Below are 25,355 nucleotides of genomic sequence, written 5' to 3' on the forward strand. Positions count from 1 at the left end.
ATCCGTTACAAAGATCACTAAAAAGTACGCGATGTTCCTGTTTTATTCAAGACTAAACCGAACCGTTTGGACGTCGGCGCTGTTACGGCCGATCATCAGTTCGAACTCGCCCGGTTCGTACACATAGTCGAGGTCGGCGTTATAAAAGCGGAGATCGTCCGTCGTGACATCGAACGATACGGTCTTCGTTTCGCCGCGTTTCAGACTGATTCGCCGGAATCCTTTCAGTTCTATGACCGGCCGCGAGACACTGCCTGCCACATCGCGGATATAGAGTTGTACCACCTCGTCGGCGTCGTATGCCCCCGTGTTCGTTACATCGACTGCAGCCGTGATTTTGCCGCCTTCGTGCAGCGTATGACGGTCGAGCCGCACTTCACCGTATGAGAAAGTCGTGTACGAGAGTCCGTAGCCGAACGGGAAAAGCGGATCGTTGTCTACATCGAGGAAATTGCTGCGGAATTTGGAGAACCATTGGCGTTCGGGACGTCCGGTATTCAAGTGATTGTAGTAGAGGGGGAGCTGTCCGGTGCTTTTAGGCATGGAGGTGACTAACCGTCCGCCCGGCACCCGGTCGCCGAACAGCACGTCGCAGATGGCGTCGCCTGCTTCGCTTCCTCCGAACCATACGTTAAGAATGGCCGGGATATGTTCGTTCTCCCACGTCATCACCGTGCTGCGGCCCGAGAAATACACGAGTACGATCGGTTTTCCGGTCTTTTCTAAGGCGGCCAGCAGATCGCGCTGGGCGTCGGGCAAGGTGAGGTCGCTTCGGCTGCTGCATTCGCCGCTCATCCCCGACGATTCGCCTACAGCGGTTACGATCACATCGGCACCGGCAGCTGCTTCGAGCGCCTCATGCAGGATTGCTTCCGCCGGACGCCCGTCTCTTTCCGGGCCTCCGAAAGCCTTCGCGTTTTTCTCCAGTCCGGCATCGTGCATCAGGTTCGACCCTTTGGCGTATACGACCTCCGCCTTCGTGCCTGCGGCGTCTTTCATTGCCTCGTAGAGTGACTTGTATCCTTCGGGACGGGCGGCGACACTCCACGTTCCGGGCATATCGAAGCGACTGTCGGCCATCGGGCCTACCAGCGCGATACGTCCGCTGCGTGAAAGCGGTAATATTCCGCCGTCGTTTTTGAGCAGTACAAACGTTTGCGCTGCTATGCGACGGGCTTCGGCCCGATGCGCCGAGGTGAAGATTTCCTTTTCGGCCCGACGGGCATCCAGATAACGGTAAGGATCGTCGAACAGTCCCAGTCTGTACTTGGCCTCCAATATCCGCCGGCAGGCACGATCGATTGCTTCGAGTGTCACTGTCCCTTCGTTGAGCGATGCTTCGAGTGTACCGGCAAATCCGTCGGAGACCATATCCATGTCTGTGCCGGCACGAAGTGCGAGCGCGGAGGCTTGTTTCAGATCGCCCATGCCGTGCTCGGTCATCTCCGCAATGGCCGTATAATCCGTCACGACAAAGCCTTTGAAGCCCCATATATTGCGCAGCACATCGGTCAGCAGCCACTTGTTGCCTGTTGCGGGGATACCGTCGACGACGTTGAACGAAGTCATCACCGATCCGGCTCCGGCGTCGATGGCTGCCTTATACGGCGGGAAGTAATCGTTGAACATGGTGCGCCGGCTCATGTCGACCGTATTATAATCGCGTCCGGCTTCCGAGGCTCCGTAAAGAGCGAAGTGCTTCACGCATGCCATGAGGGTGTTCCCGGCAGATAAATCATGCCCCTGATACCCTTCGACCATTGCCCGGGCGATCTGTGCGCCCAGATACGGGTCTTCGCCGGCTCCTTCGGCCATCCGTCCCCAACGGCCATCCCGACAGAGATCAACCATCGGACTGAACGTCCAGCAGATGCCGTCGGCCGAAGCCTCCACAGCCGCGATACGCGCCGACTGTTTCACGGCGTCCATGTCCCAGCTGCATGCCAACGCAAGAGGAATCGGGAAAACGGTTTCATAGCCGTGAATCACATCCATTCCAAAGAGAAGCGGTATCTTCAAACGGCTTTTTTCTACGGCAATCTCTTGCAGGGCACGGATATTCGCAACCCCTTTCAGATTGAAGAGCCCACCGACCTCGCCACGTGCAATCTTCGCCGCAATATCGCTGCTCTTAGCTTCACCCGTGACGATATTTCCCGATACAGGCAGATTCAACTGACCGATCTTCTCCTGCAGCGTCATTCGGCTCATCAGCTCGTCGATAAACCGGTCCATCTTCGAGGCTTCTTGGCCTGCAACCGTCGCAGATACGAACCAGCACCCCGCTAATATGAAGCTCACCATATGATTCTTCATAGACTCTGTTTATTAAATAAATTAATGTAAATTCGATGTGAAAAAGAATTATTCTCCGGCTTCTCGCTTGGCTTCCTTTACCATCTTTTCGTTTGCACTGATCATGATTTCGACACGGCGATTCTGTGCGCGTCCTCCGACAGTCGTATTATCGGCTACCGGCTGATGAATACCTTTGCCTTCGTACATCATTCGTTTCGTGCTGACTCCCTGCTCTACCAGATAATCGTATACGCTCTTTGCACGTCGTTCGGAAAGCGTCTGATTGTAATCCACCTTTCCCGTGTTGTCCGTATGACCTACGATGCGGAGGTTCGTGTCGAGGTTTCTCTCCAGATTCGTAGCTAAGTTACGCAGTGCGGACTTCGAAGCTTCGCTAACGGTGCTTGAGTTCGTTGCAAACAGGATGCCTGAGTCGAAAGTTACCTTCAGAGCCGGTGCCTGTCCTTCTTCCTCAACCACTTCCACTTTCGTATCTTCGGGAAGTACTTCCTCCAATTCCTTCTTTTGCTTGTCCATCTTCTTGCCGATGATGGCGCCTGCCGCACCTCCTACCGCCGCACCGATCACAGCGCCCAGCGCCGTATTTCCGGCAATCTTACCAACTCCCGCACCTACTGCCGCACCGCCGCCTGCACCGATAGCCGTTCCTTTGGCGGTGTTGCTTGCCCCACAACCGGAGAGCAATATCGCTGCACTAAGCATCAGCATCACCCATAGATTTGCTCTTTTCATATTCATTGCAAATGTAATAAATTAATGTTTGTAATGTTCGTTTCTTTCTGCTTTTGTGTCCATATAACAATTTAAATACGCCGCAAGTTACGGAAAAGTCTACTGATCCGCAAAATAATTTCAAAAGAGGGGGGTTGGATTTACTCAACCGGCAAATACTTGACGAATTTATGGAGAAATTGCCCGCTTTTGTCATTCAGAGCGAAGCGAAGAATCTCTTTCTCTTCCTCGCGAGATTCCTCACGGTGTTCGGAATGACAAATTAATGGTTAATTGTCAATGGTTAATTGTTATAGGAAAACGAAAAGTCCTTCGGGTATTCATTTTTCACTTTTCACTTTTCACTTTTCGTTCGTTTATGTGTATTTGCGTCCATTCGCGTTCATTTGCGAAATTTGCGTTCGGATATTTGTCATTCAGAGCGAAGCGAAGAATCTCTTTCCTTTTCCGGGGCGGGATTCCTCACGGTGTTCGGAATGACAAATTAATGGTTAATTGTCAATGGTTAATTGTTATAGGAAAACGAAAAGTCCTTCGGGTATTCATTTTTCACTTTTCACTTTTCACTTTTCGTTCGTTTATGTGTATTTGCGTCCATTCGCGTTCATTTGCGAAATTTGCGTTCGGACATTTGTCATTCAGAGCGAAGCGAAGAATCTCTTTCCTTTTCCGGGGCGGGATTCCTCACGGTGTTCGGAATGACAAATTAATGGTTAATTGTCAATGGTTAATTGTTATAGGAAAACGAAAAGTCCTTCGGGTATTCATTTTTCACTTTTCACTTTTCGTTCGTTTATGTGTATTTGCGTCCATTCGCGTCATTTGCGAAATTTGCGTTCGGACATTTGTCATTCAGAGCGAAGCGAAGAATCTCTTTCCTTTTCCGGGGCGGGATTCCTCACGGTGTTCGGAATGACAAATTAATGGTTAATTGTCAATGGTTAATTGTTATAGGAAAACGAAAAGTCCTTCGGGTATTCATTTTTCACTTTTCACTTTTCGTTCGTTTATGTGTATTTGCGTCCATTCGCGTCATTTGCGAAATTTGCGTTCGGACATTTGTCATTCAGAGCGAAGCGAAGAATCTCTTTCCTTTTCCGGGGCGGGATTCCTCACGGTGTTCGGAATGACAAATTAATGGTTAATTGTCAATGGTTAATTGTTATAGGAAAACGAAAAGTCCTTCGGGTATTCATTTTTCATTTTTCACTTTTCACTTTTCGTTCGTTTATGTGTATTTGCGTCCATTCGCGTCATTTGCGAAATTTGCGTTCGGACATTTGTCATTCAGAGCGAAGCGAAGAATCTCCTTTCTTTTCCGGGGCGGGATTCCTCACTACGTTCGGAATGACAAGAGGAGGTGTTCGGAATGACAAATTAATGGTTAATTGTCAATGGTTAATTGTTATAGGAAAACGAAAAGTCCTTCGGGTATTCATTTTTCATTTTTCACTTTTCACTTTTCGTTCGTTTATGTGTATTTGCGTCCATTCGCGTCATTTGCGAAATTTGCGTTCGGACATTTGTCATTCAGAGCGAAGCGAAGAATCTCCTTTCTTTTCCGGGGCGGGATTCCTCACTACGTTCGGAATGACAAGAGGAGGTGTTCGGAATGACAAATTAATGGTTAATTGTCAATGGTTAATTGTTATAGGAAAACGAAAAGTCCTTCGGGTATTCATTTTTCACTTTTCACTTTTCACTTTTCGTTCGTTTATGTGTATTTGCGTCCATTCGCGTCATTTGCGAAATTTGCGTTCGGATAACCCGGCATAACCATTAACCATTGACCATTAACAACTGAATTACGTCAGGCTTTCAGCCCTCCGCTGAGGGGGGGCGCCCTTTTTTCCCAACGCTTCGCTTCGCTCCACATTGGGCTGAATTAATGCGCCCTTTCAGGGCTGTTACAACGGTCAGCAAACACCTCAACAATTCAACACCTCAACACCTCAACACCTCAACGTCTCAACACCTCAATGCCCCGAAAGGGTTAGCCCGCCCGAGGCCCAAGGGACGAACGCCGAGGCGTTCGGTCTTTTCTGTTTTCTGGGCGTTTATTCCTGCAATACCGCAGAAGGGAAACAGAAAAAGAGAATATATCTTTTTTATTTGTTTTTACAAAATATAAATCATGTGAAGTTATATTTATGGTATAAATTTAAGAACTCTGCCCCGGGAACCCCGGTTTCCGCGGCAGAGATGTGTTTAATTTTTGAAATGCAATTCACCGCCATCGAATCCGACCACAACCGGACGCTCGCGATGGATCTTGCCGCCAAGAATCTCTTTCGACAGCCTGTTAAGCACGAGGTCTTGGATGACTCGTTTGACGGGTCGCGCACCGAACTGCGGATCATACCCTTTTTCGGCCAGATATGTCACTGCCTGATCGGTAAATTGCAAGGCGATGCCGTTTGCGGCCAGCATCTTCTGTACATTTTTCAGCTGCAGATCGACGATCCGGCGGATTTCCGACTCGTCCAGAGGCGTGAACATGATGACCTCGTCGATACGGTTCAAGAACTCGGGACGGATGCTTTTCTTCAGCAAGTCGAGCACCTGCGTCTTCGTCTCGGCAATCACCTGCGGACGGTTGGCGGCCGTCATCCGCTCGAAATTTTCACGTATCAGCGACGAACCCATATTGCTCGTCATGATGATGATCGTGTTCTTGAAATTCACGGTTCGTCCTTTGTTGTCGGTCAGTCGGCCGTCGTCAAGCACTTGAAGCAACACATTGAACACATCCGGATGAGCCTTCTCGATCTCATCGAACAGCACGACCGAGTACGGTTTACGTCGGATGGCTTCGGTCAGTTGTCCGCCCTCATCGTAGCCGACGTATCCCGGAGGCGCTCCGACCAGCCGGGTGGCGCTGAACTTCTCCTGATATTCGCTCATGTCGATGCGCGTCATCATGTTCTCGTCGTCGAACAGATATTCGGCCAGCGCTTTGGCTAACTCGGTTTTCCCGACCCCTGTGGTACCGAGAAAGATAAACGAGCCGATGGGGCGTTTCGGGTCTTGCAGCCCTGCCCGGCTTCGACGCACGGCGTCGGCAATGGCGCGGATCGCTTCTTCCTGCCCGACGACACGCCGGTGCAGCTCGTCTTCGAGGTGCAGCAGTTTGTCGCGCTCGCTCTGCATCATTTTGCTGACGGGGATGCCCGTCCAGCGCGACACAACGTCGGCGATATCTTCGCTGTCTACCTCCTCCTTGATCATCGCCGTTCCACCCTGCATCTCGCGCAGTTGCGTCTGGATGGTTGCATTCTCTTCTTCCTTGGCTTTGATCTTTCCGTAACGTATCTCGGCCACCTTGCCGTAATCGCCCTCGCGTTCGGCACGCTCGGCCTCATATTTCAGCGACTCGACGTCGATCTTGTTCTGCTGAATCCGGTCGATCAGATTCTTTTCGCTTTGCCAGCGAGCCAGCTGCTTTTTCTCGTCTTCCTTCAGGTCGGCGATCTCTTTGCTTAATTGCTCGAGTTTAGCTTTGTCATCTTCACGTTTGATCGCTTCGCGTTCGATCTCGAGCTGAGCGATACGACGCGATACTTCGTCGAGCGACTCGGGCACCGAATCGACCTGCATCCGCAGACGTGCCGCCGCTTCGTCCATCAGGTCGATGGCCTTGTCTGGCAAGAATCGGTCGGTGATGTAACGGCTCGAAAGCTGTACGGCTGCAATGATCGCATCGTCCTTGATACGTATCTTGTGATGATTTTCGTATTTCTCCTTCAAGCCTCGTAAGATCGAGATCGTGTCGGCCTCGTCCGGCTCGTCGACCATCACTGTTTGGAAACGACGTTCTAATGCTTTGTCTTTCTCAAAATATTTCCGGTACTCGTCGAGTGTCGTCGCACCAATCGCACGCAGTTCTCCACGTGCCAACGCCGGTTTGAGGATATTGGCCGCGTCCATCGCGCCTTCGCTTTTTCCCGCGCCGACCAGCGTGTGAATCTCGTCGATAAACAGAATAATCTGTCCGTCCGACCGGCTGACTTCGTTGACCACCGCTTTCAGACGTTCTTCGAATTCTCCCTTGTATTTCGCTCCTGCAATCAGAGCACCCATATCGAGCGAGAAGATTTGTTTGCTCTTCAGGTTTTCCGGCACGTCGCCCCGTACGATACGGTGTGCCAATCCCTCGGCAATCGCCGTCTTACCGACTCCCGGCTCACCGATCAGGATTGGATTATTTTTGGTGCGGCGACTTAGTATCTGTAACACGCGGCGAATCTCTTCATCGCGCCCGATCACCGGATCAAGCTTGCCCGACCGTGCCCGTTCGTTGAGGTTGATAGCGTATTTGCTCAGCGAATCGTAGGTATCTTCGGCCGACTGACTTGTCACTTTGTTGCCTTTCCTTAATTCTTCGATGGCGGCACGCAAATCCTTCTCGGTCATGCCGGCATCTTTGAGCATCTGCGATGCATCGCTTTGTTCCGTAAGCAGCGCCAGTATAATATGTTCGAGCGAAACATACTGATCGCCCATCTTCCCACAGTAATCGACGGCCTTTTGCAGCACCGCGTTGGCTTCACGACTCAGATAAGGCTCGCCTCCCGTCACTTTCGGATACGACTCGAGTTTACGATCTAACAGCTGATTTAAGCCCGCAGCATGGATGCCCAACTTCTGAAACAGAAACTGCATCATACTTTCTCCTGTCAGAATAACGGCTTTTAACAGGTCTGTGGCTTCGATACTTTGCCGGTTCTGCATCCTGACCAACTCGACCGCCTTTTGCACCGCTTCCTGTGATTTGATTGTAAAATTATTCAGATTCATTTGTTTTTCCTCCTTCTTTTTTGTTTTTCGACTGTTTATCTTGTCGTCTTCAAACAAACGACAAATAAAATGCCACTGGTAAGAATATGACAAAATGGCGGTTGTTGGCCGGTAAACCGATAATGATTTGACAGGAGGAAGAATTCGCAATCTGCCCGTATGTATTTTTACTCGTTGGGTACATCATTTTCGATTTTATGATACCTTTGTTGTCCGAAAATCATGATCAAGAAATGAGAATATTACATATCGAGACATCGACTAAGGTTTGCTCCGTCGCTTTATCCGAAGGAGGGGGAATCGTTTTTGAGAAAGTATCGTTTGAAGGGCCTTCGCATGCGTCTTTGGCAGGTCTGTTTGTCGAAGAAGCCCTGTTCATGGCAAAGGGAGCGCTTGATGCGGTAGCCGTCAGCGCCGGTCCGGGTTCTTACACCGGATTGCGCATTGGCATTTCGTTGGCCAAAGGATTATGTGTGGGAGCAGGTGTTCCGCTTATTGCCGTGCCGACCCTGGAGTTGCTCGCTTCGGAAGCCATCCGAAAACACGGAGACACCGATTGCCTGTATTGCGCTATGATGGATGCCCGACGAATGGAAGTCTATTCGGCGCTTTACAATGCCCGTTTACAACTTGTGCGGGAAACAAGGGCAGAGATCATTACACCCGAAAGTTACGCCTCATGGCGGGAGACGCGACGCATCTGCTTCTTTGGCGATGGTGCGACGAAGTGCCAGCTCGTTCTTACATCGGAAAATACGGTCTTTCTTGACGAGATTTATCCATTGGCTGCAGCGATGGTGCCACTGGCCGAGGAGGCTTTCCTTGAGAAGAGATTGGTCGACACGGCGTATTTTGAACCGCTTTACCTGAAAGAATTTATCGCAACACCCCCTAAGAACAAAGTACTTGGGAAATGAGATTTTTTTATTCATTTGTCTTTTTGTTGTTAAGTTATTGTTCTCTCTATGCGCAGCAGCCTTCGGGAAGGGAGGGCGCGTTGAGCCGTATCGACAGTTTCCGAACGGTCCTCAGGGAGAGGATCGAGGCGACACGAACGAATTATAATGCCGACAGTGTGCGTGCGATGATTGAAAATGGCCCGTATTTCGGGGTGTTTAAGGATAATTATTTTATCGGTGGCATCCCTGTCGGTCAGAAGATTAAAGCAGATAACTCGAATGTGAAATTTCAAATCAGCGTGATCCAGCGTCTGACCAAAAGCAAATTGCCGTTCGACACTTATTTGTTTCTTCAGTTTACGCAAAAGACGGTTTGGAATGTATTGGAAGAATCTCTGCCGATACGTGATATGAACTTCAATCCAGGCATTGGAATCGGACACCTGATTGTTTATCAGAATAGATATATCGGAAAGGCTTTTTTGATGCTTGAACACGAATCGAACGGAAAAGATCGAGAAGCCTCGCGTAGCTGGAACAAAGTATCGCTTAGCGGAAGTTTGATGGCCAGTCCGCATGTGGAATTACAGCTCAAAGCCTGGATACCGATTATCGATGGTGAGAACAACCGGGATATTCTCCGATATAACGGTTTGGGACACTTCGGACTCAGTTACCGTACAAGTAACCGACGGATTCAAGCCGGAATACTTGCTACGTGGCGTAACAAATCCTTTAGCTTCAATACGCAATGGGAACTTAGCTATAAATTGCATAAGAATGAAAACCAGTATCTGTTTCTCCAGTATTATAACGGATACGGTGAGAATCTGCTGGATTACGACAGATTCAAAAGCGTCGTTCGTCTCGGCATGGTAATCAAGCCGCAAGACTTTAGCATTTTCTGATATCCTCTCGACATATAATTAATAATGGATACGAATGTACGACAGGTTAATTGTCAATGGTGAATTGTCATGCCGGGTACATGATTCGACGTGTAATGCGCATACCCATTACCCGAAAGGGCCGGGAGCCCGAATTATTTCAGCCCCATCCCGTAAGGGTGGGGTATCGACATCCGGACCTTGTTCGGAGGGCTGAAGGCCTGAATTAAATTCATTCTTATTTGTTCCATATTACTATATTACTATGTATTTAATGACACCAACAGCGGTGTATGGATAAAGGTAAACCAAAGAAACTGTGTGTATTACAGGTTTGAGATAACTGCGTACTTGTGGCGTCGATATGGATAGAAGTGGCATTATAAAAAAGAAAATACCGAATGGGACATGTGTGTGAACATGTCCGTTCGGTAGAATATAATATGCTGTTACCCGTGGCTTATGTGTCCTCAAAAGCCGATTCCTCTGCGATAATCCATAGGCGTGACGCCGTACGTCTTCTTGAAGGCACTATAGAAATTGGGCGTATGCTCGAAACCGCAATGCTCGGCGATGTCCTCAATCGTAAGTCCGGGTTTGGTCTCCAGCAGGTTTCGTGCCTTCTGCATCTTTATCTTCAACATGTACGTGGCGGGGGAGTCGCCTGTAATGGCAACGAGTTTCCGGTGCAGCTGGCGTGGGCTCATGTAGAGTTTCTCTGCCAGCGTGTTCACATCCAAGTGCCGTTTGTCCAAGAGATGGTAGATGAAATCCACCGCCTTGGCAAGGAAGCGTCGCTCAGCATCCGTGAGCTTCTGCTCCTTGTCCGTATCAGCAATATTGCTGAACTTGTCACGCAGACGGTGATGACGGTCAAGCAATTTTTCTACTCTTGTTCGCAGCTCGTCGGCGTTAAACGGCTTGGAAATATAGGCATCGGCCCCTGCCTCCAATCCCTTGATTCGTTCTTCCTCCGTAATCTTCGCCGTAACGACGATGATGGGAATGTGGTTGATGATTTCGTTTCCACGCACCTGCCGGCACACTTCCAGACCATCCATGCCGGGCATCATCAGGTCGGTGATGATGAGGTCGGGTACCAGGTCGAGCGCCTTTTCCATTCCTTCCTTGCCGTTGGCGGCATAGGAGACAGCGTAACGGTCGGCAAACAGCGAACCGATATAGGCGGCGATGTCGTGGTTGTCCTCAATGACAAGCAGACGGCATTGGTTGTCGTCGTTCTCGCTGTCGGCAAGTGTTGTCTCGTTTTCGGGCAGGAGCGGAGCGCTGTCAATCATTGTACTGTCCATTTTTCGCTTGCTGTCATGGTGTATCGGCACATGGATATGGAATGTCGTGCCTTTTCCTACCGTGCTCTCTACCGTGATGGAGCCTTCCACTGCATCTATAATCTGCTTGACGAGTGCCAGCCCCACGCCCGTACCGATGCTTCGCGCCTCGGTCTCTGCCTGATAGAAAGGCTCGAAGACATGGGAAACTGTTTCCTTGTCTATTCCCTCGCCCGTATCGGATACATCCAAGAACAGGCAGTTGCCTTCGCGCCATACCAACACGCTTACCTTTCCGTATTCGGGCGTGAACTTGAAGGCATTCGAGAGCAGGTTGTTCATTACCTTGCTCACATAGTCGGGCACGAAGTCCATTTCCACCGACTCCCTGGCAAGGAAGTGCAGGTCGATATTCCGGCTGCGGGCATAGTCGCGGTAGGCCTCGATAATCATCGTGAGATGCGCCGTGATGTTGCCGTTATACCAATCGGGATTGCCCACGGAAGACTTGATTTTCGAGATGTCCAGGAGCTGGTTGATAAGGGTGAGCAGGCCTTTGCCCTGCCGCTCGATGGTGCGTGCGTTCTCCCTGACCGCTTCCGTGTCGGCATCTTGCAAGTTATGGCTCAGTCCGAGTATCACGGTGAGCGGCGTACGGAATTCGTGGGTGATGTTGGTGAAGAAGTTCTCGCGTAAGGCCGACAGTCTTTTCAGTGCCAGATGGTTTCGGCGGTGCAGTCGGTTGGTATAAAGTACGATTGTCAGCACTCCTGACAAGACGAGCAGCACAATCCCCAAAACACCAAAGCCGACATAGCGCGCCGTCCGTTCCTGTTCCAGCCTGTGCCGTGCCTCACCCATCTCCCTCGCCTGCCGGTTGCGCTCGATGTTCAGGCTCGTGTTCTGGATGCGGTTCACCTTTTCCATGTTCAGCACACTGTCTTGCATGGCCATAGCCTGCTCGTAAGAGGACAAGGCCGTACGGTAGTCGCCCGTCTGTTTATAGTGCTTGTAATATAAGGTATGGATTTCCGCCAGATGCTCCGGCGACTTGATGCGTTCGGCTATCGCTTTTGCCTTGCCCAGGTATTCCATCTCCTTCGCGTCGTTGCCGGTGGTGTGATAGATGTCTGCAAGGGCAATGAGCGAGTTCAGGGCATGCCATTCGTCTTTGGACTCCTGCATTAGCCGGTAGGCGGTTTCATATTCCTCGGTCGCCTTGCCGTATTGCCGCGCCTTTTCGTAGAGCGAACCGAAATAAGTGTGGCAGAGCGATATGCCGAGTGTGCTGCCCGCCTCTGTGTTGAGTGCCATCGACTTGAGGTAATACACCTAGGCCGAGTCTGTTTGTCCGCGATGCTCGAAGATGGAACCGAGATTGGCGTAGTTGATGGCCTGTCCCAACGCGCTGTGCAACTGCCGTTCACCTTCCAGTGCCATGCGTAGTGCGCTGTCTGCACGCTCGTAATTGCCTAATGTCATGTAAATATTGCCCAGTCCGTTGAGCGATATGGCCCGGTTTTTCCTGGTAGTGGACGAGGTGTCGGCGCATTCCTCGCTGAGTGTCCATGCCCGGTAATGATATTCCTGCGCCACGTCGAGCACACCCATCCGCCGGTAGTCGGTGCCGATGTTGTTCAGCGCCTGCACCCACTCGAGCGTATCGCCGACGGCTTCCGCCTGCTGCTGCCCCTTGCTGTGCACGCTCAGAGCTTCCTCGAAGCGGCTCTTGTTGCGCAATGCTTTGCCCCATTCCCGCAGGGCAATGATGCTGCCGAGCCTGTCGCCCTCGCTTTCCATTCGTTTTTGCAGTAGGGCGAGCGAATCAATGTCGTGGGCGGAGCGCACGATGCTGTCCGCCATCTTGCGTTCGTCAGGGGTGAATGATACGGGCTTCTTCCCGCACGAAACGAGCAGGAAAAAGATTGAAATAAATGCCGCTAACGCGCTTAAAATCAGTCGGCAGCCCCCCCCCCCATAACTGTTAAAAGGTTCATGGTGAGGTTGTAAAGTGGCTTTAAGGTTATATTTATCGTACTGCATAAATGTGATGTTTTATGATTGTTCATGGGCGTGCTTATTGTCTGGTCAGCCATTCGGCGGCGGGAATCATACGGATGGTATATCCGTTCTTCTCCACCTCACGGTCTTCGTCGAAGTTGATGAGCAGCAGGTTCTCGCAGTGGAATTTCGTGGCGGCTTTCAGCAGGGCGTTGATTTCACGGTTCAGGGTCTTCTCCGCACTGATGTCGTAGGACACCTGCACTAATTGTTCCACCTTGCCACCCTTGGCGATGACGAAATCCACCTCCCATTGCTTGTCACGGTAGTAGAACACGTCGGCATATTCAGGGCGGTAGCGGCGGAGCAGTTCCACATAGACCGTATTCTCCAGTCGCCAGCCGGTGTTCTCTGTGGAGAAAGTGCCGCTGCGCTCAGATACGAAGGCCACGTCCACGACATACACTTTTTCGTTCCGTACGCGTTCCCGGCTCTTGTAGGAGAACTTGGGAACGCCCAGAAGCAGGAATGCCTCCTTCAGATAGGAATAGTAGTTCTCTATGGTATGGTTCGATACGCCGAACATCCGGGCAAGGTCCGTAGCCACGAACTCCTGACAGAAATTGTCGGCTAGGTAGGTTGCCATCCGCCGGAGCACCTCCACGTGCCGCAGGCGGAACCGCCGAGCAATGTCGTTCTTGATGATGGAGTTGAGCAGCGCCTCTATGTATCCCCGTTTGTTCCGCTCGTTCAGCAGTTCGGGAAAGCCTCCGTCCGTAAGGTATTCATGCAGGGCTTTCTTGCGCAGGGCCTTGGACTTGGTGGAGAGGGAGCGAAGCTCCACGCCGCGCATCGTGGCATATTCGGCAAACGAGAACGGATAGAGCTCCACCTTGTTGTGTCGCCCCGTCAGGTGGGTGGTCAGCTCGCTGCTCAGCAGCTTGGAGTTGGAGCCCGTGACGAACAGGTGCACTTTCTGGCGAAGCAGCCGGTTGGCGAACAGCTGCCAGCCCTTGATGTTCTGCACCTCGTCGAGGAAGAGATATTTGAAATCACCGTATATCTGGTACAAGGCGTCGAGCACGCGGTCGAAATCGCCGGTCTCCAGCCCTGTCAGTCGGTCGTCGTCGAAGTTGGCGTAGGCAAATTCCACTCCCTGCTGCCGTATGAACTTCTCGCACAGGGTGGATTTTCCGCTTCTCCGCACACCTGTCACAATCTGGGCAAGGTTGCTCGACGGCGAGAGCTGTCTTTCCTCCATCCTGTCGCACAGCAGCGACAGGTCGTGTGACAGCAGTTCCTCCTTTTGGTCGGAAAAGATGGTTATCAGTCTTCTTGCATCCATGTCATCATGATGTTTTAACTGCCTGCAAAGATAACGAAAAAGTTCCATAATCCACGACACGACACTGAGAAAACTTCCATAAATCACCAAATATTTCTTTTATCGGCTCATTGTCTTCTGCTCCGAAACCAATCATGAAATGCGAAAAGACCTGCTTTGAAGTCCCGAAAGCCCCATTTCTTAAAAGATGTAAAACTATTCATGTGTTTCTTATGATTATCAGTAAGTTATAAGCCTGAAATATCCGATTAGAATAATCGGGGCAAATGCAGAATGTCCGATCAGCATAGTTTTTTGTCCGATTAGCATAGTCCCCTCCCATCGTCTCACTTTTAATTTTGCAGCAGAAAAACAGACCCGCCGCATCCTCCGGCAACGGCTCATGGGGTTCTTCACAGGTGGCCTGTTATAATAAGGTATGTGAGACAAGACGACAATATCATCAACTCTTTTAATTTAATTCAAGCAACAAGTATGAACAAAAGACGAACATTTTCGACCAGCCGGATGAGCAGCACCAAGCCCGGCTTGAGTGATGCCACGGCGAGAAAAGGTGCGCGAAAGCGAACAAAACCGCTTATTCCGCCGCTCAGCGGCCGATGGGCACGAGTGGGTCTCAGCGTCCTGTTCTCCGCAACCGTAGCCGTCGGCGCACAGGCGCAGAGCACAGACGGGAGCGGAACACAGCTGCCGCGAGACCAAAGCAGCGAGCTGCGCACCCGCACTTGGAGTATTTATACTGAGGGCGGACTGTCGTGGGCAAGCGACGTATGGTATCAGAATCTCGATGCCAAGCGCAGTTACAAACAGTCGCCCGCCATGGGTGGCGGCGTGGACTTCACCATCCGCCCCTGGGTGCGCGTGGGCGCCGAGTATCTTTGGTCGCGCTACCGCCGTGAGCAGCGCTTCTCCGTGCTCGACACCAAGACGACGCCCATCAAGGCGTACGGCAACTACTTGATGAACTACCACAACGCCAAACTCGGCTTAGGCTTCAACTTCATGGAGCTGTGGCCCCGCCGCCGCGCGCAGTGGCTCAACATCTGGGTGGGCACGGGCGTAGGCTACACCTTTGCCAAGGGCAACGAGTACGGTATCTACATCAGCAACACGCAGACGCAGGGCGGACAAACCACGCCCATCGGCGAGGGAACAACCATCGGCAACGACTCGGAAGTAACCATCACGGGCAGCATACGTAGCACGAACCGCCACGAGAAGTTCAACACGCTCTACGTTCCCGCCTCGCTCCACATCGAGGCCGACATGAGCCGGGAGTTCAGCATCGGACTGAAAGGCGAGACGGACCGGCTCTTCAACCGCAAGGGCATCGCTCCGAAGCGTTTTGTCTTCGGTTTGGTGACCCTGCGCTATACTTTCGTAAAATAAAACCAATAACCAACTGAAATATGAAACGAATTCAATCCATTCTGCTTGCCATCGCCATGCTGTTGGCAGCACCCGCGTTCTTCACCTCGTGTCAGGAGGACGCACCCGAGATTAATTACACGATGAACGTGTCGGTCATCAACGACTTCACCAAGGTGATGGAGGCCATCAACAACGGCTTCCTGAAGAACGAGGAAGCCATCAGGAAGCTCACCGAGGCCATCGACAAGATGAACGCCGACCAGCAGACCAAGCTGCAGGCCATCATCGATGTGCTCAACTCCGTGAACGCCACGCTCGAAACCAGGTTTGCAGCCATCGAGGCGGTCATCAAGGCGCAGACCCTCTCGCTCGAGGCAAAGCTCGGTCTCATCGAAGCCGCCATCAAGGCGTTGCCCGACTACGGCGACAAGCTCGCTGCCATTGAAGCCGCCATCAAGGCGATGCCGAACTACAGCGACAAGTTCGATGCTGTGGTTGCCGCCCTTAATGCGATGAAGGCGCAGATTGAGTCGCTCGGCACGGGACAGGCCGACATCGTTACGGCCATCAATAACACGACAGCCGCTATCAACAGCCTGATTGCAGCCGTGAACAGTGGCAACGCCGATACAGCCGCAGCCCTCGCGCAGATTATCCAGAAGCTCGAGGAACTGAAGGAGAAGATTGGCAACGGCGGCGGAGGTGTCATACCCCCGACACCGCAGCCCACGATGGAATATGTAGACCTCGGCCTATCCGTAAAATGGGCAACATGCAACCTCGGCGCAACGAAACCGAGCGACTACGGCCACTACTACGCCTGGAGCGAAACAATGGTTAAGGGCGACTACTCATGGGATACCTACAAGTGGGGAAAGGGAAACAACATTACCAAGTACAACGATAGTGACGGCAAGACCGTCCTCGATCCGGAAGATGATGTCGCCACCGCCAAGCTCGGCTCGCCATGGCGCATGCCGACCAAAGACGAAATCAATGAACTGATCGGCGGATGCACCTGGAAATGGACGAAGAAGAACGGCGTGAGAGGCCACGAGGTGAAAGGCACGAACGGAAAGACCATCTTCCTGCCTGCCGCCGGCACCCGCAAAGGTTTCGAACTTCTCTATACCGGTGAATCGGGCTTTTATTGGTCGGCGTCGCGAGCCTCGAACGAAATTAATAAGGCCTTCTACTTCGATAATGGTTATTCCAACATAATTGATGACAACTTGATCCATGCTAGAATCACCGACCGCTACCGCGGGTATATGGTGCGGCCCGTCCGCCCATAAAATTTGCCTTGCCCGAAATGGGTATAGTGCGATCAGCTGACAATAAAAACCTCTCCTCCCGCCCACAGCGGCGGGAGGAGAGATATAAACAATAACCAAATGTTTCACGATTAAAAAATCAGAATTATGAACAGACATTCAAAGTATTACAGGCTGAACCCCGTAAAGGGGAAGTTGGGCAAAGTAAACCACAAGGTGGTAAGCGACATCAAGTACGACACCTTCCGCCGCTTCAACTCCTACAACGCTGCAACCAAACACGCCATTTTAGGAGCGGTAGGCAAGCTTCTTGATGAAATGGTACGGGAGGACGCGGGACTCTACATACAGGGCAGTGGACCACGCAAACGCCCCATCCTCATATTCGTTGACGGAGAATGGAAAGTGGTTTGGCTTCCCGATCCAATAGCACCTTATGCCACTCCTTCCGATTTCTCCTATAAAAAAATAATGGAGAGCATGGAACGCGTCGCAATAGAAAAAGTGGATGCTTCGCACCATATTGTTAAACTCAAGGGTAAGGATGGCGTACAACTTACACTCAACGTCTTCGGAACATTCTGAGTAAACTACAAAACGAAGGTTGTTCGGCTTTCGCCGACAACCTTCGTTTTATTTTTTGACGGGTGAAAGATGGGACTCGAACCCACGACCCTCGGAACCACAATCCGATGCTCTAACCAGCTGAGCTACATTCACCATTGTATTGCATCTTTTTTATGCGCTGCAAAGATAGTTATTTTTTTGCACCTGCAAGCGATTGGAGGAATTTTTTCTACGGTCGGCAGACTGAAAAATGGGAGGCTGGCTCTTTATCTGCAACTTTTGTCTGTCGTCTGAAGGATTGGAATAAACCTTATTGAATCATATAAACCCAGATTCCGCAATAGAACCAATAAGAATGAATTTAATTCAGGCCTTCAGCCCTTATAAACCTCGCAGAGGCGGTGAATTGTTAAATTGTTGAGTTGTTGATTCGTTGACATGTTGATTTGTTGGCTGACCGCTGAATACTGACCGCTAACGATTATATCAGGCTTACAGCCCTCTAACCAAGGTATGGGCATGGATCCCCCACCCTTACGGGATGGGGCTGAAATAATTCGGGCTTCCAGCCCTTGTATGCCCTGCGGGCGTTGAGTTGTTGATTCGTTGATTTGTTGGCTGTCCTGATTGCTGAATGCTGACCGCTAACAAACAATTACGAATTACGCAAGCTGAATACTGATAGCTGACTGCTGTAAAAGCCCTGAAAGGGCATAATAATTCAGCCCAATGCGAAGCGTTGGGGAAAAAAAGCATCGCATCTCGGCGGAGGGCTGTAAGCTTGACGTAACCATTGTCGTACATTCGTACGTCCATTATTAATGGTAAACACCGAACAGTGTATCGCGTAATTTGGGATAATAAGTAGTAACGGATTAAAGAGGCAATGTAGCAAAGTATGAAGCTAAAAAAGAAAAAGAAGGAGACAATGGAAAGGGCATGTCAGGTGGATCATTTTGAAAGGCGAACACGGAAAGAAGATATTAAACGAAATATCGAGATGGTTTTTACAGCGTGATTCAAAACTTTTTTAATAATTCCACGCTCTTAAAATAAAAAAATTTATTTACTTTTGCGGCGTAAAAAAATCTTTGACTAATATTGCATAAAAAAAGAAGAATGATGGAAAAGATTAAAGGATTGATCGATGCTCCATTTACGCCGTTTGACAAAAAAGGCGAGGTGGATTATGCTCCGATAGCGGAATATGCGGCACTGTTGGCGCGTAACGGGTTGAAAGGTGTTTTTATTAACGGCTCGTCCGGTGAAGGCTACATGCTGACGGAAGACGAACGGATGAAACTGGCTGAAAAATGGGTTTCGGTTGTTCCGTCGGGCTTTAAAGTGATTGTTCATGTGGGGAGTACGTGTGTGAAATCGAGCCGGCGTCTGGCCGCTCATGCTCAGGAAATCGGTGCATGGGGAACGGGGGCGATGGCTTCGCCGTTTCCTAAAGTGGCGCGTGTGGAAGAGTTGGTACAATATTGTGAGGAGATTGCGAGCGGTGCACCGGAACTCCCGTTTTACTATTATCATATACCGGCTTTCAATGGAGCATACCTGTCGATGGTCGAGTTTCTGCAAACGGTAGACGGACGTATCCCGAACTTTGCCGGTATTAAATATACGTATGAGAGTCTTTATGAATACAACCAGTGCCGTCTCTACAAGAACGGGAAGTTCGATATGCTGCACGGGCAGGACGAGACGATTCTTCCCTGTCTGGCCATGGGAGGAGCACAGGGCGGCATCGGCGGCACGACGAACTATAACGGCCGCGAGCTGGTCGGTATTATCGAGGCATGGAAAGCCGGTGATTTGGAAACAGCACGTGAACGACAAAACTTCTCGCAGGAAGTAATCAATGTGATTTGTAATTATCGCGGAAATATCGTCGGAGGAAAGCGAATCATGAAACTGATTGGTCTCGACCTCGGGAAAAACCGTACGCCTTTCCGTAACATGACTGATGCCGAAGAAACTTCGATGAAGAAAGAACTCGAAGCGATCGGATTTTTTGAAAGATGTAATAAATAATGAATATGGATATCAAAGAATATCTGGGATATTGGGCGGAAAAGTATAAGAACGATTTACTGACGGATATCTTCCCGTTCTGGATAAAATACGGGGTGGATCGTGTTAACGGAGGCTATTACACGTGTGTCGATCGGGACGGAACATTGTACGACCCGACAAAATCGGTTTGGTTTCAGGGGCGCTTTGCGTTTGTGCTGGCGTATGCGTATAACCATATTGAGCGCAATGAAGAATGGTTAGCCTTGTCGAAATCGGGTATTGATTTTATCGAAGAACACTGTACCGATAGGGACGGGCGGATGTATTTTGAAGTAACTGCCGACGGTACGCCTCTGCGTAAGCGTCGTTATCTCTTCTCCGAATCGTTTGCGGCGATTGCCATGTCGGAATATGCGATTGCTTCGGGCGACCGGACGTATGCCGAAAAAGCCTTGGCTCTGTTTAAGCTGATCCTCAAATACAAAAATACGCCGGGTTTGACTGAACCGAAATACCTTCCTGCTTTTCAGGCGAAAGGACACTCGCTTTGCATGATTCTGATCAATACGGCATCACGAATCCGCGCGGCAATCAATGATGAGGTGCTGACACGACAGATCGATGAGTCGATCGATGAGATCCGTCGTTACTTTATGCATCCCGAATATCGTGCATTGCTTGAGACGGTTGGCCCTAACGGCGAGTTTATCGACACGTCGGCCGGCCGGTTAATTAATCCGGGGCATTGCATCGAAACGGCATGGTTTCTGATGGAAGAAGCAGCGTTCAGGAAGGGGGATAAGGCGTTGCTTGAAACAGCGCTGACCATCCTCGACTGGTCGTGGGAATGGGGATGGGACACCGAATTCGGCGGTATCATCAATTTCCGTGACTGTCGCAATTTTCCCGCGCAAGATTATTCGCAGGACATGAAGTTCTGGTGGCCGCAGACCGAGACGGTGATAGCAGCACTTTACGCTTATCAAGCTACCGGCAACGAAAAATATCTGGAGATGCACCGTCAGGTGAACGAATACATGTATGCTCACTTCCCAGACAGTCAATACGGAGAGTGGTACGGCTACCTGCATCGCGACGGAACTGTGGCGCAGCCTGCTAAAGGAAATCTTTTCAAAGGTCCGTTTCATATTCCGCGGATGATGATAAAGACACACCTCCTGTGCCGTGAGCTTATGACTTAAATTATGGATTAAAATCGGACGATGATGAAAAACTCAAAGTATTACCCTTGGATCGTCGTAGCTCTCTTGTGGGTTGTGGCGCTGCTAAATTACCTCGATCGGCAGATGCTCTCGACCATGAGAGATACGATGATGATCGATATCGCGGAGCTGGAATCGGCAGCAAACTTCGGGCGACTGATGGCTGTCTTCCTTTGGATTTACGGTTTGATGAGTCCGGTCGCCGGTATGATTGCCGACCGTGTGAATCGTAAATGGCTGATTGTCTCGAGCCTTTTTGTCTGGTCGTTTGTGACGCTGATGATGGGCTTCTGTACGACCTTCGAACAGGTCTATTGGCTGCGTGCATTGATGGGAGTCAGCGAAGCATTGTATATCCCTGCGGGACTGTCGCTGATCACCGACTACCATCGGGAGAAAACACGTTCGCTGGCTGTCGGCATCCACATGACGGGATTGTATGTCGGACAGGCCTTAGGCGGCTTTGGGGCAACGGTTTCCAGTATTTTCAGTTGGCATGTTACTTTCCAGAGCTTTGGCTGGATAGGTATTATATACAGTCTCATCCTGATCCTTTTCCTGAAAGATAAAAAGAGTGAGACGCCGGTAAGTACTCCGCAGCCCACTTCGTTGGGTGAAACGGTAAAATCTGCATTGAAAGGTATCGGCATGTTGGCCGGTAACATTTCATTCTGGATCATTCTGCTCTATTTTGCGACTCCGAGTCTTCCGGGATGGGCGACAAAGAACTGGTTACCGACGCTGTTCTCCGAAAACCTGTCGATCGATATGACGGAAGCCGGACCGTTATCGACGATTGTCATTGCCGTGTCATCATTCATCGGAGTGATTGCCGGTGGCATCCTTTCCGACCGGTGGATACAACGTAACCTTCGAGGACGTATTTATACCGGAGCGATCGGGTTGTCACTGATGATCCCTTCCTTGCTGCTGCTCGGCTTCGGACATAGTCTGACGATGATTATCGGCGGAGGACTGTGCTTCGGTATCGGTTACGGCATGTTCGATGCGAATAACATGCCGATCCTGTGTCAGTTTATTTCGTCGAGATACCGTGCTACAGCCTACGGACTCATGAACATGACGGGGGTATTTGCCGGTGCCATGATTACGAATTTCCTCGGACGGTCGACCGATGCCGGCAACCTTGGGAAAGACTTCGCGATGCTGGCAGTCGTAGTCGCTGGTGCTCTCGTCGTACAATTACTCTTTCTGCGTCCCCAAACCGCAGACAAGAAAGAGAAATAAAGGTCTTCATTAATCAATAACTATTTAAATTTATGAAAGGAATTTTAAAAAATGTTGTATTGGGGGGGGTATTTTTATTCATATCTCTGCATCCGAACGGTGTGAATGCCAAAAATAATTTGGGCATAAGCGAGACGAATATCTCTCAACAAAACAAAAATGTTTCAGGCACAGTCACTGATCAATCAGGTGAGCCGGTGATTGGTGCGTCTGTTGTAGAGAAAGGAACGAGAAACGGAACGGTCACCGATATCGACGGAAACTATTCCTTGTCGACTGCTTCGAATGCGGTTCTTGTTTTTTCTTACATCGGATATGCTTCTCAGGAGATTTCGGTGTCAGGAAAGACGAAGATCGACGTTGTATTGAAAGAAGACGTTGCCCAGTTGAGTGAAGTCGTCGTAACCGGTTATGGCGGATCGCAGAAACGAGCTACCTTAACAACTGCTATCTCCAAGATGGATGATAAAGTATTGCAAACAGCTGCATACAGTAACGTCGGTCAGGCTCTGCAGGGTTCGGTGACTGGATTGCGTGTCGTCAACACAATAGGGCAACCGGGTAGCAACCCGAATATTGTGCTTCGTGGAGGGGCAACCATCTCGGGAAATAATAACAGTGCGTTAATTATTGTAGACGGAATTGTCCGTGAGAGCATGCAAGGACTGAGCCCGGATGACATTGAATCAATGCAGATTTTAAAGGATGCCGCATCGACGGCAATCTATGGAGCCAGAGCCAATGGCGGTGTTATATTGATTGAAACAAAGAAAGGAACTTCGGGGGGAGCTTCATCTGTGAACTATAAGTTTAAGGTCGGTGTGAATTATGCCCGGGAAGGCTACGGTTTTCTTAATGCGCAGGATTACATTCACTATAATCGTTTAGGCTTTAAACGTACCGGACGTAAGAATGTAGATACCCAAATGGGATATGGAATCGGAAATAGCTTGTTCGATATCCGTTACTTATCTGATGAAACGGCTCATCTGCAGAAAGAGGGATGGCTTTCGATGCCTGATCCTTTTTATGAGGATCGTACGATTCTTTTCAAAGATTATTATGGGACTCTGGATGATGCCGTGTTTGATAATTCTGCGATGACACATGACCATCATTTGAGTTTTAACGGAGGGAACGATAAAGCGACCTATGCAGCAAGCCTCGGTTATTACAGTGAGGACGGTCAAGTAAAGGGAACCGGATTGCAACGCTTTACGGGCTCGTTGAACGCATCGTACAAAGTGCTTCCTTTCCTGGCGGTAAAAGGAGGAACAACGTATTCATGGCAAAGACAGCCATCGTTGTGGATCGGGACATATGAGTTTTTTTACCGTACACGTTCGCAACGTCCGACATGGAATCCGTGGCTTGCAGATGGAAGTCCTGCCTCCGGATTTGGAACAGGGGACGGAAATCCACTTTACTATAAAGACAGGCTCACACGTAAGAATGGTACGCGCCGACAGACATATACGATGGGCTTTACATTAGATATTATTCCCCAAAAATTGGTATTGAACGGAAATGCATCGTTGTATCATTACGATCATCAGGAAGAGGAATTTAACAAGAAATATCAGACACAAAATTCCAATACTCCCAATACAACGAGACAGGCACGTGCTAAATATTTAAAGCGGAATCAACAGCAGGTAAGCGTGACCTTGTCTTATACGGACACGTTTGCTGATCGTCATAATCTGGATGTAATGTTCGGTGGCGAATATTTCAATCATCATGAATTTTTGTTCGATGCAACAACCGAAGGTTCTCCTTTGGATGATATCGCTACACTGAATGTTGGGGCAACTCGTACCAAGACTACCTCAGAAAAAACGGGATATCGTATCTTGTCTGCTTTCGGAAGGGCTAACTACAACTATGATATGAAATATCTGTTAACTCTGACAGCTCGCTATGATGGTATTTCCCGTTTGGTAGACAATCGTTGGGGGTTCTTCCCGGGAGTGTCGGCCGGATGGAATGTGATGGAAGAAGAGTTTTTTAAAGAATCGCCTATTTCGGATTATGTATCGAATCTGAAACCACGTATCAGTTATGGGGTAAATGGAAATGTATCGGCGATCGGAAATTTTGAAGCATATGGTATCTACGGTCAAACGAAAGATTATGCAGGAACTACCGGATTTCAGAGCGGATATGAAAGTAATGGAGCTTTTATAGGCCTTATGAACAGCAAGCTTCGTTGGGAGCAAAGCCAGACTTTTGAGGTTGGGCTGGATTTCAGTTTCTTCAATAATCGATTGAGTTTTATTGCCGATTATTACGATCGCAGAACGAAAGACCTCTTAACTTCGTTAGCCCTGCCGGGATACACAGGATATAACAGTATTACGACCAACTTAGGCATACTGCGTAATTACGGATTTGAGTTGGAAGTAAAAGCGAATATTTTGCAGTTGAAAAATGGGTTCACATGGGATATGTCGGCGAATGTTTCGACGGTAGCCAATAAGGTTGTCAAATTGCCATATAACGGTAATGAAAGAAACCGACAAGGAGGTGTTCAGGTTTGGAATCCGGAAAAAGGTGCACTTGCATGGCTTGGAGGAACAGAGGAAGGCGGCAAATTAGGTGTGCTTTATGGGTACAAACAAGAACATATCTTTAAAGATTGGGACGACGTGAAGGCGAAGGCCAATAAGCGTTTGGATCATGTAGCCAGTTTATATGGCCCCGGCTTGGCCGACGAATATAAGGATAAAAAAGGTTGGCAGCCGATTGAGCCGGGAGATGTTTGCTGGGCTGATTTGAATAACGATGGTATCATTGATGGTAAAGACCGTGTGGAAATCGGTAACATCTTCCCTAATGTGACAGGTGGGTTTTCGACTACGTTGGGATATAAAGGTTTATCTTTGTATGCTCGTTTTGATTATGCGCTTGGGCATACAATCTATAACGATTTGGCAGCCCGTTCGTTGGGACAGTATCAGGGGTCATTTAATATCATCGATATGGTAAAGGATACATGGAGCGAAACAAATTCGAGTTCAGACCTGCCGAAGTTTTATTATGCCGATCAGTTGAGTAAAAAGAATATTACTCGTTCGAACAATGCAAATACGGCGGCAAACAATAACAGTTCACGTTTCTATGAAAAAGGTGATTATATGGCACTCCGTGAACTGACGTTAAGCTATGCCTTGCCTTCTCGGTGGATTCGCAAAGCATCGATGCAGGAGGCAACCGTTTCTATAACGGGACAAAATCTGTTTTACATCACCGGATATACAGGGGTATCACCCGAGCCGGCAGTAAGTAACTATTACGGACGCGGTATTGATAACGGTCGTTATCCGACACCGAGAACCGTGTTGTTCGGCTTATCCGTAACATTTTAATCATCATTTTTAAAAA

General features: G+C 49.6%; 13 protein-coding genes, 1 tRNA gene and 1 pseudogene. 9 read left to right on the forward strand and 6 right to left on the reverse strand.

Features of this window, described 5'->3' with window-relative positions; genetic code table 11:
• Positions 1-42: 42 nt before the first annotated feature.
• The 3 genes from bglX to clpB form a co-directional block, all read right to left on the reverse strand.
• Positions 43-2,316, reverse strand: a complete 2,274-nt coding sequence (gene bglX / locus BFO_RS09520; RefSeq protein ID WP_080561803.1) for a beta-glucosidase BglX — start codon at positions 2,314-2,316, stop codon at positions 43-45.
• Positions 2,317-2,364: 48 nt separating this feature from the next.
• Positions 2,365-3,051: an OmpA family protein gene (locus tag BFO_RS09525; RefSeq protein ID WP_041591265.1), complete on the reverse strand. Its 687-nt coding sequence runs from the start codon at positions 3,049-3,051 to the stop codon at positions 2,365-2,367.
• 2,208 nt (positions 3,052-5,259) lie between these two features.
• On the reverse strand, positions 5,260-7,848 hold the full coding sequence (clpB, locus tag BFO_RS09535) for an ATP-dependent chaperone ClpB (RefSeq protein ID WP_041591266.1): 2,589 nt from the start codon (positions 7,846-7,848) through the stop codon (positions 5,260-5,262).
• Between the two features lie 233 nt (positions 7,849-8,081).
• On the opposite strand from clpB, the gene tsaB reads away from it, so the two are divergent.
• Together tsaB and BFO_RS09545 are read left to right on the forward strand one after the other, a co-directional pair.
• Positions 8,082-8,765 carry a tRNA (adenosine(37)-N6)-threonylcarbamoyltransferase complex dimerization subunit type 1 TsaB gene (gene tsaB / locus BFO_RS09540; protein ID WP_014225496.1) on the forward strand — a complete coding sequence of 228 codons (684 nt, stop codon included), beginning with the start codon at positions 8,082-8,084 and terminating at the stop codon, positions 8,763-8,765.
• Complete coding sequence (locus BFO_RS09545) at positions 8,762-9,655, forward strand: phospholipase A (RefSeq protein ID WP_014225497.1); 894 nt, start codon at positions 8,762-8,764, stop codon at positions 9,653-9,655. The genes tsaB and BFO_RS09545 overlap by 4 nt, the downstream gene beginning before the upstream one ends.
• A 449-nt stretch (positions 9,656-10,104) precedes the next feature.
• Here the strand turns inward: BFO_RS09545 and BFO_RS14110 are convergent.
• A pseudogene (locus BFO_RS14110) lies at positions 10,105-12,966 on the reverse strand (hybrid sensor histidine kinase/response regulator transcription factor).
• 34 nt (positions 12,967-13,000) lie between these two features.
• On the reverse strand, positions 13,001-14,356 hold the full coding sequence (locus BFO_RS09555) for an ATP-binding protein (RefSeq protein WP_244262965.1): 1,356 nt from the start codon (positions 14,354-14,356) through the stop codon (positions 13,001-13,003).
• A gap of 387 nt (positions 14,357-14,743) precedes the next feature.
• Here BFO_RS09555 and BFO_RS09560 point away from each other — a divergent pair, with 387 nt between their 5' ends.
• The 3 genes from BFO_RS09560 (at position 14,744) to BFO_RS09570 (ending at position 17,499) form a co-directional block, all read left to right on the forward strand.
• Positions 14,744-15,658 carry a hypothetical protein gene (locus BFO_RS09560; RefSeq protein ID WP_014225500.1) on the forward strand — a complete coding sequence of 305 codons (915 nt, stop codon included), beginning with the start codon at positions 14,744-14,746 and terminating at the stop codon, positions 15,656-15,658.
• A 20-nt stretch (positions 15,659-15,678) separates the two neighbouring features.
• A complete protein-coding gene (locus tag BFO_RS09565; RefSeq protein WP_014225501.1) occupies positions 15,679-16,935 on the forward strand; it encodes a methyl-accepting chemotaxis protein in 1,257 nt (418 codons plus the stop codon).
• 126 nt (positions 16,936-17,061) lie between these two features.
• Positions 17,062-17,499 (forward strand): hypothetical protein, encoded by a 438-nt coding sequence (locus BFO_RS09570; RefSeq protein WP_014225502.1) that lies wholly within the window; start codon positions 17,062-17,064, stop codon positions 17,497-17,499.
• A 60-nt stretch (positions 17,500-17,559) separates the two neighbouring features.
• Here the strand turns inward: BFO_RS09570 and BFO_RS09575 are convergent.
• Positions 17,560-17,635, reverse strand: a tRNA-His gene (locus BFO_RS09575).
• 968 nt (positions 17,636-18,603) lie between these two features.
• On the opposite strand from BFO_RS09575, the gene BFO_RS09580 reads away from it, so the two are divergent.
• Genes BFO_RS09580 through BFO_RS09595 form a run of 4 tightly spaced genes read left to right on the forward strand, consistent with a single transcriptional unit; the run spans position 18,604 to position 25,339 of the window.
• Entirely contained in the window at positions 18,604-19,518 is a 915-nt protein-coding gene (locus tag BFO_RS09580) for a dihydrodipicolinate synthase family protein (RefSeq protein ID WP_041591269.1), read from the forward strand.
• A gap of 5 nt (positions 19,519-19,523) precedes the next feature.
• Entirely contained in the window at positions 19,524-20,702 is a 1,179-nt protein-coding gene (locus BFO_RS09585) for an AGE family epimerase/isomerase (RefSeq protein ID WP_014225506.1), read from the forward strand.
• 24 nt (positions 20,703-20,726) lie between these two features.
• Positions 20,727-21,971, forward strand: a complete 1,245-nt coding sequence (locus BFO_RS09590) for an MFS transporter (RefSeq protein ID WP_014225507.1) — start codon at positions 20,727-20,729, stop codon at positions 21,969-21,971.
• Between the two features lie 32 nt (positions 21,972-22,003).
• Complete coding sequence (locus BFO_RS09595; RefSeq protein ID WP_014225508.1) at positions 22,004-25,339, forward strand: SusC/RagA family TonB-linked outer membrane protein; 3,336 nt, start codon at positions 22,004-22,006, stop codon at positions 25,337-25,339.
• Positions 25,340-25,355 lie beyond the last annotated feature (16 nt).

It is taken from the genome of Tannerella forsythia 92A2 (assembly GCF_000238215.1).
Lineage (GTDB): Bacteria > Bacteroidota > Bacteroidia > Bacteroidales > Tannerellaceae > Tannerella > Tannerella forsythia.

Coding starts and splice junctions, on each gene's coding strand:
- bglX (WP_080561803.1), bottom strand. CDS start 2,316: ATGAAGAATCATATGGTGAGCTTCATATTAGCGGGGTGCTGGTTCGTA.
- BFO_RS09525 (WP_041591265.1), bottom strand. CDS start 3,051: ATGAAAAGAGCAAATCTATGGGTGATGCTGATGCTTAGTGCAGCGATA.
- clpB (WP_041591266.1), bottom strand. CDS start 7,848: ATGAATCTGAATAATTTTACAATCAAATCACAGGAAGCGGTGCAAAAG.
- tsaB (WP_014225496.1), top strand. CDS start 8,082: ATGAGAATATTACATATCGAGACATCGACTAAGGTTTGCTCCGTCGCT.
- BFO_RS09545 (WP_014225497.1), top strand. CDS start 8,762: ATGAGATTTTTTTATTCATTTGTCTTTTTGTTGTTAAGTTATTGTTCT.
- BFO_RS09560 (WP_014225500.1), top strand. CDS start 14,744: ATGAACAAAAGACGAACATTTTCGACCAGCCGGATGAGCAGCACCAAG.
- BFO_RS09565 (WP_014225501.1), top strand. CDS start 15,679: ATGAAACGAATTCAATCCATTCTGCTTGCCATCGCCATGCTGTTGGCA.
- BFO_RS09570 (WP_014225502.1), top strand. CDS start 17,062: ATGAACAGACATTCAAAGTATTACAGGCTGAACCCCGTAAAGGGGAAG.
- BFO_RS09580 (WP_041591269.1), top strand. CDS start 18,604: ATGGAAAAGATTAAAGGATTGATCGATGCTCCATTTACGCCGTTTGAC.
- BFO_RS09585 (WP_014225506.1), top strand. CDS start 19,524: ATGGATATCAAAGAATATCTGGGATATTGGGCGGAAAAGTATAAGAAC.
- BFO_RS09590 (WP_014225507.1), top strand. CDS start 20,727: ATGAAAAACTCAAAGTATTACCCTTGGATCGTCGTAGCTCTCTTGTGG.
- BFO_RS09595 (WP_014225508.1), top strand. CDS start 22,004: ATGAAAGGAATTTTAAAAAATGTTGTATTGGGGGGGGTATTTTTATTC.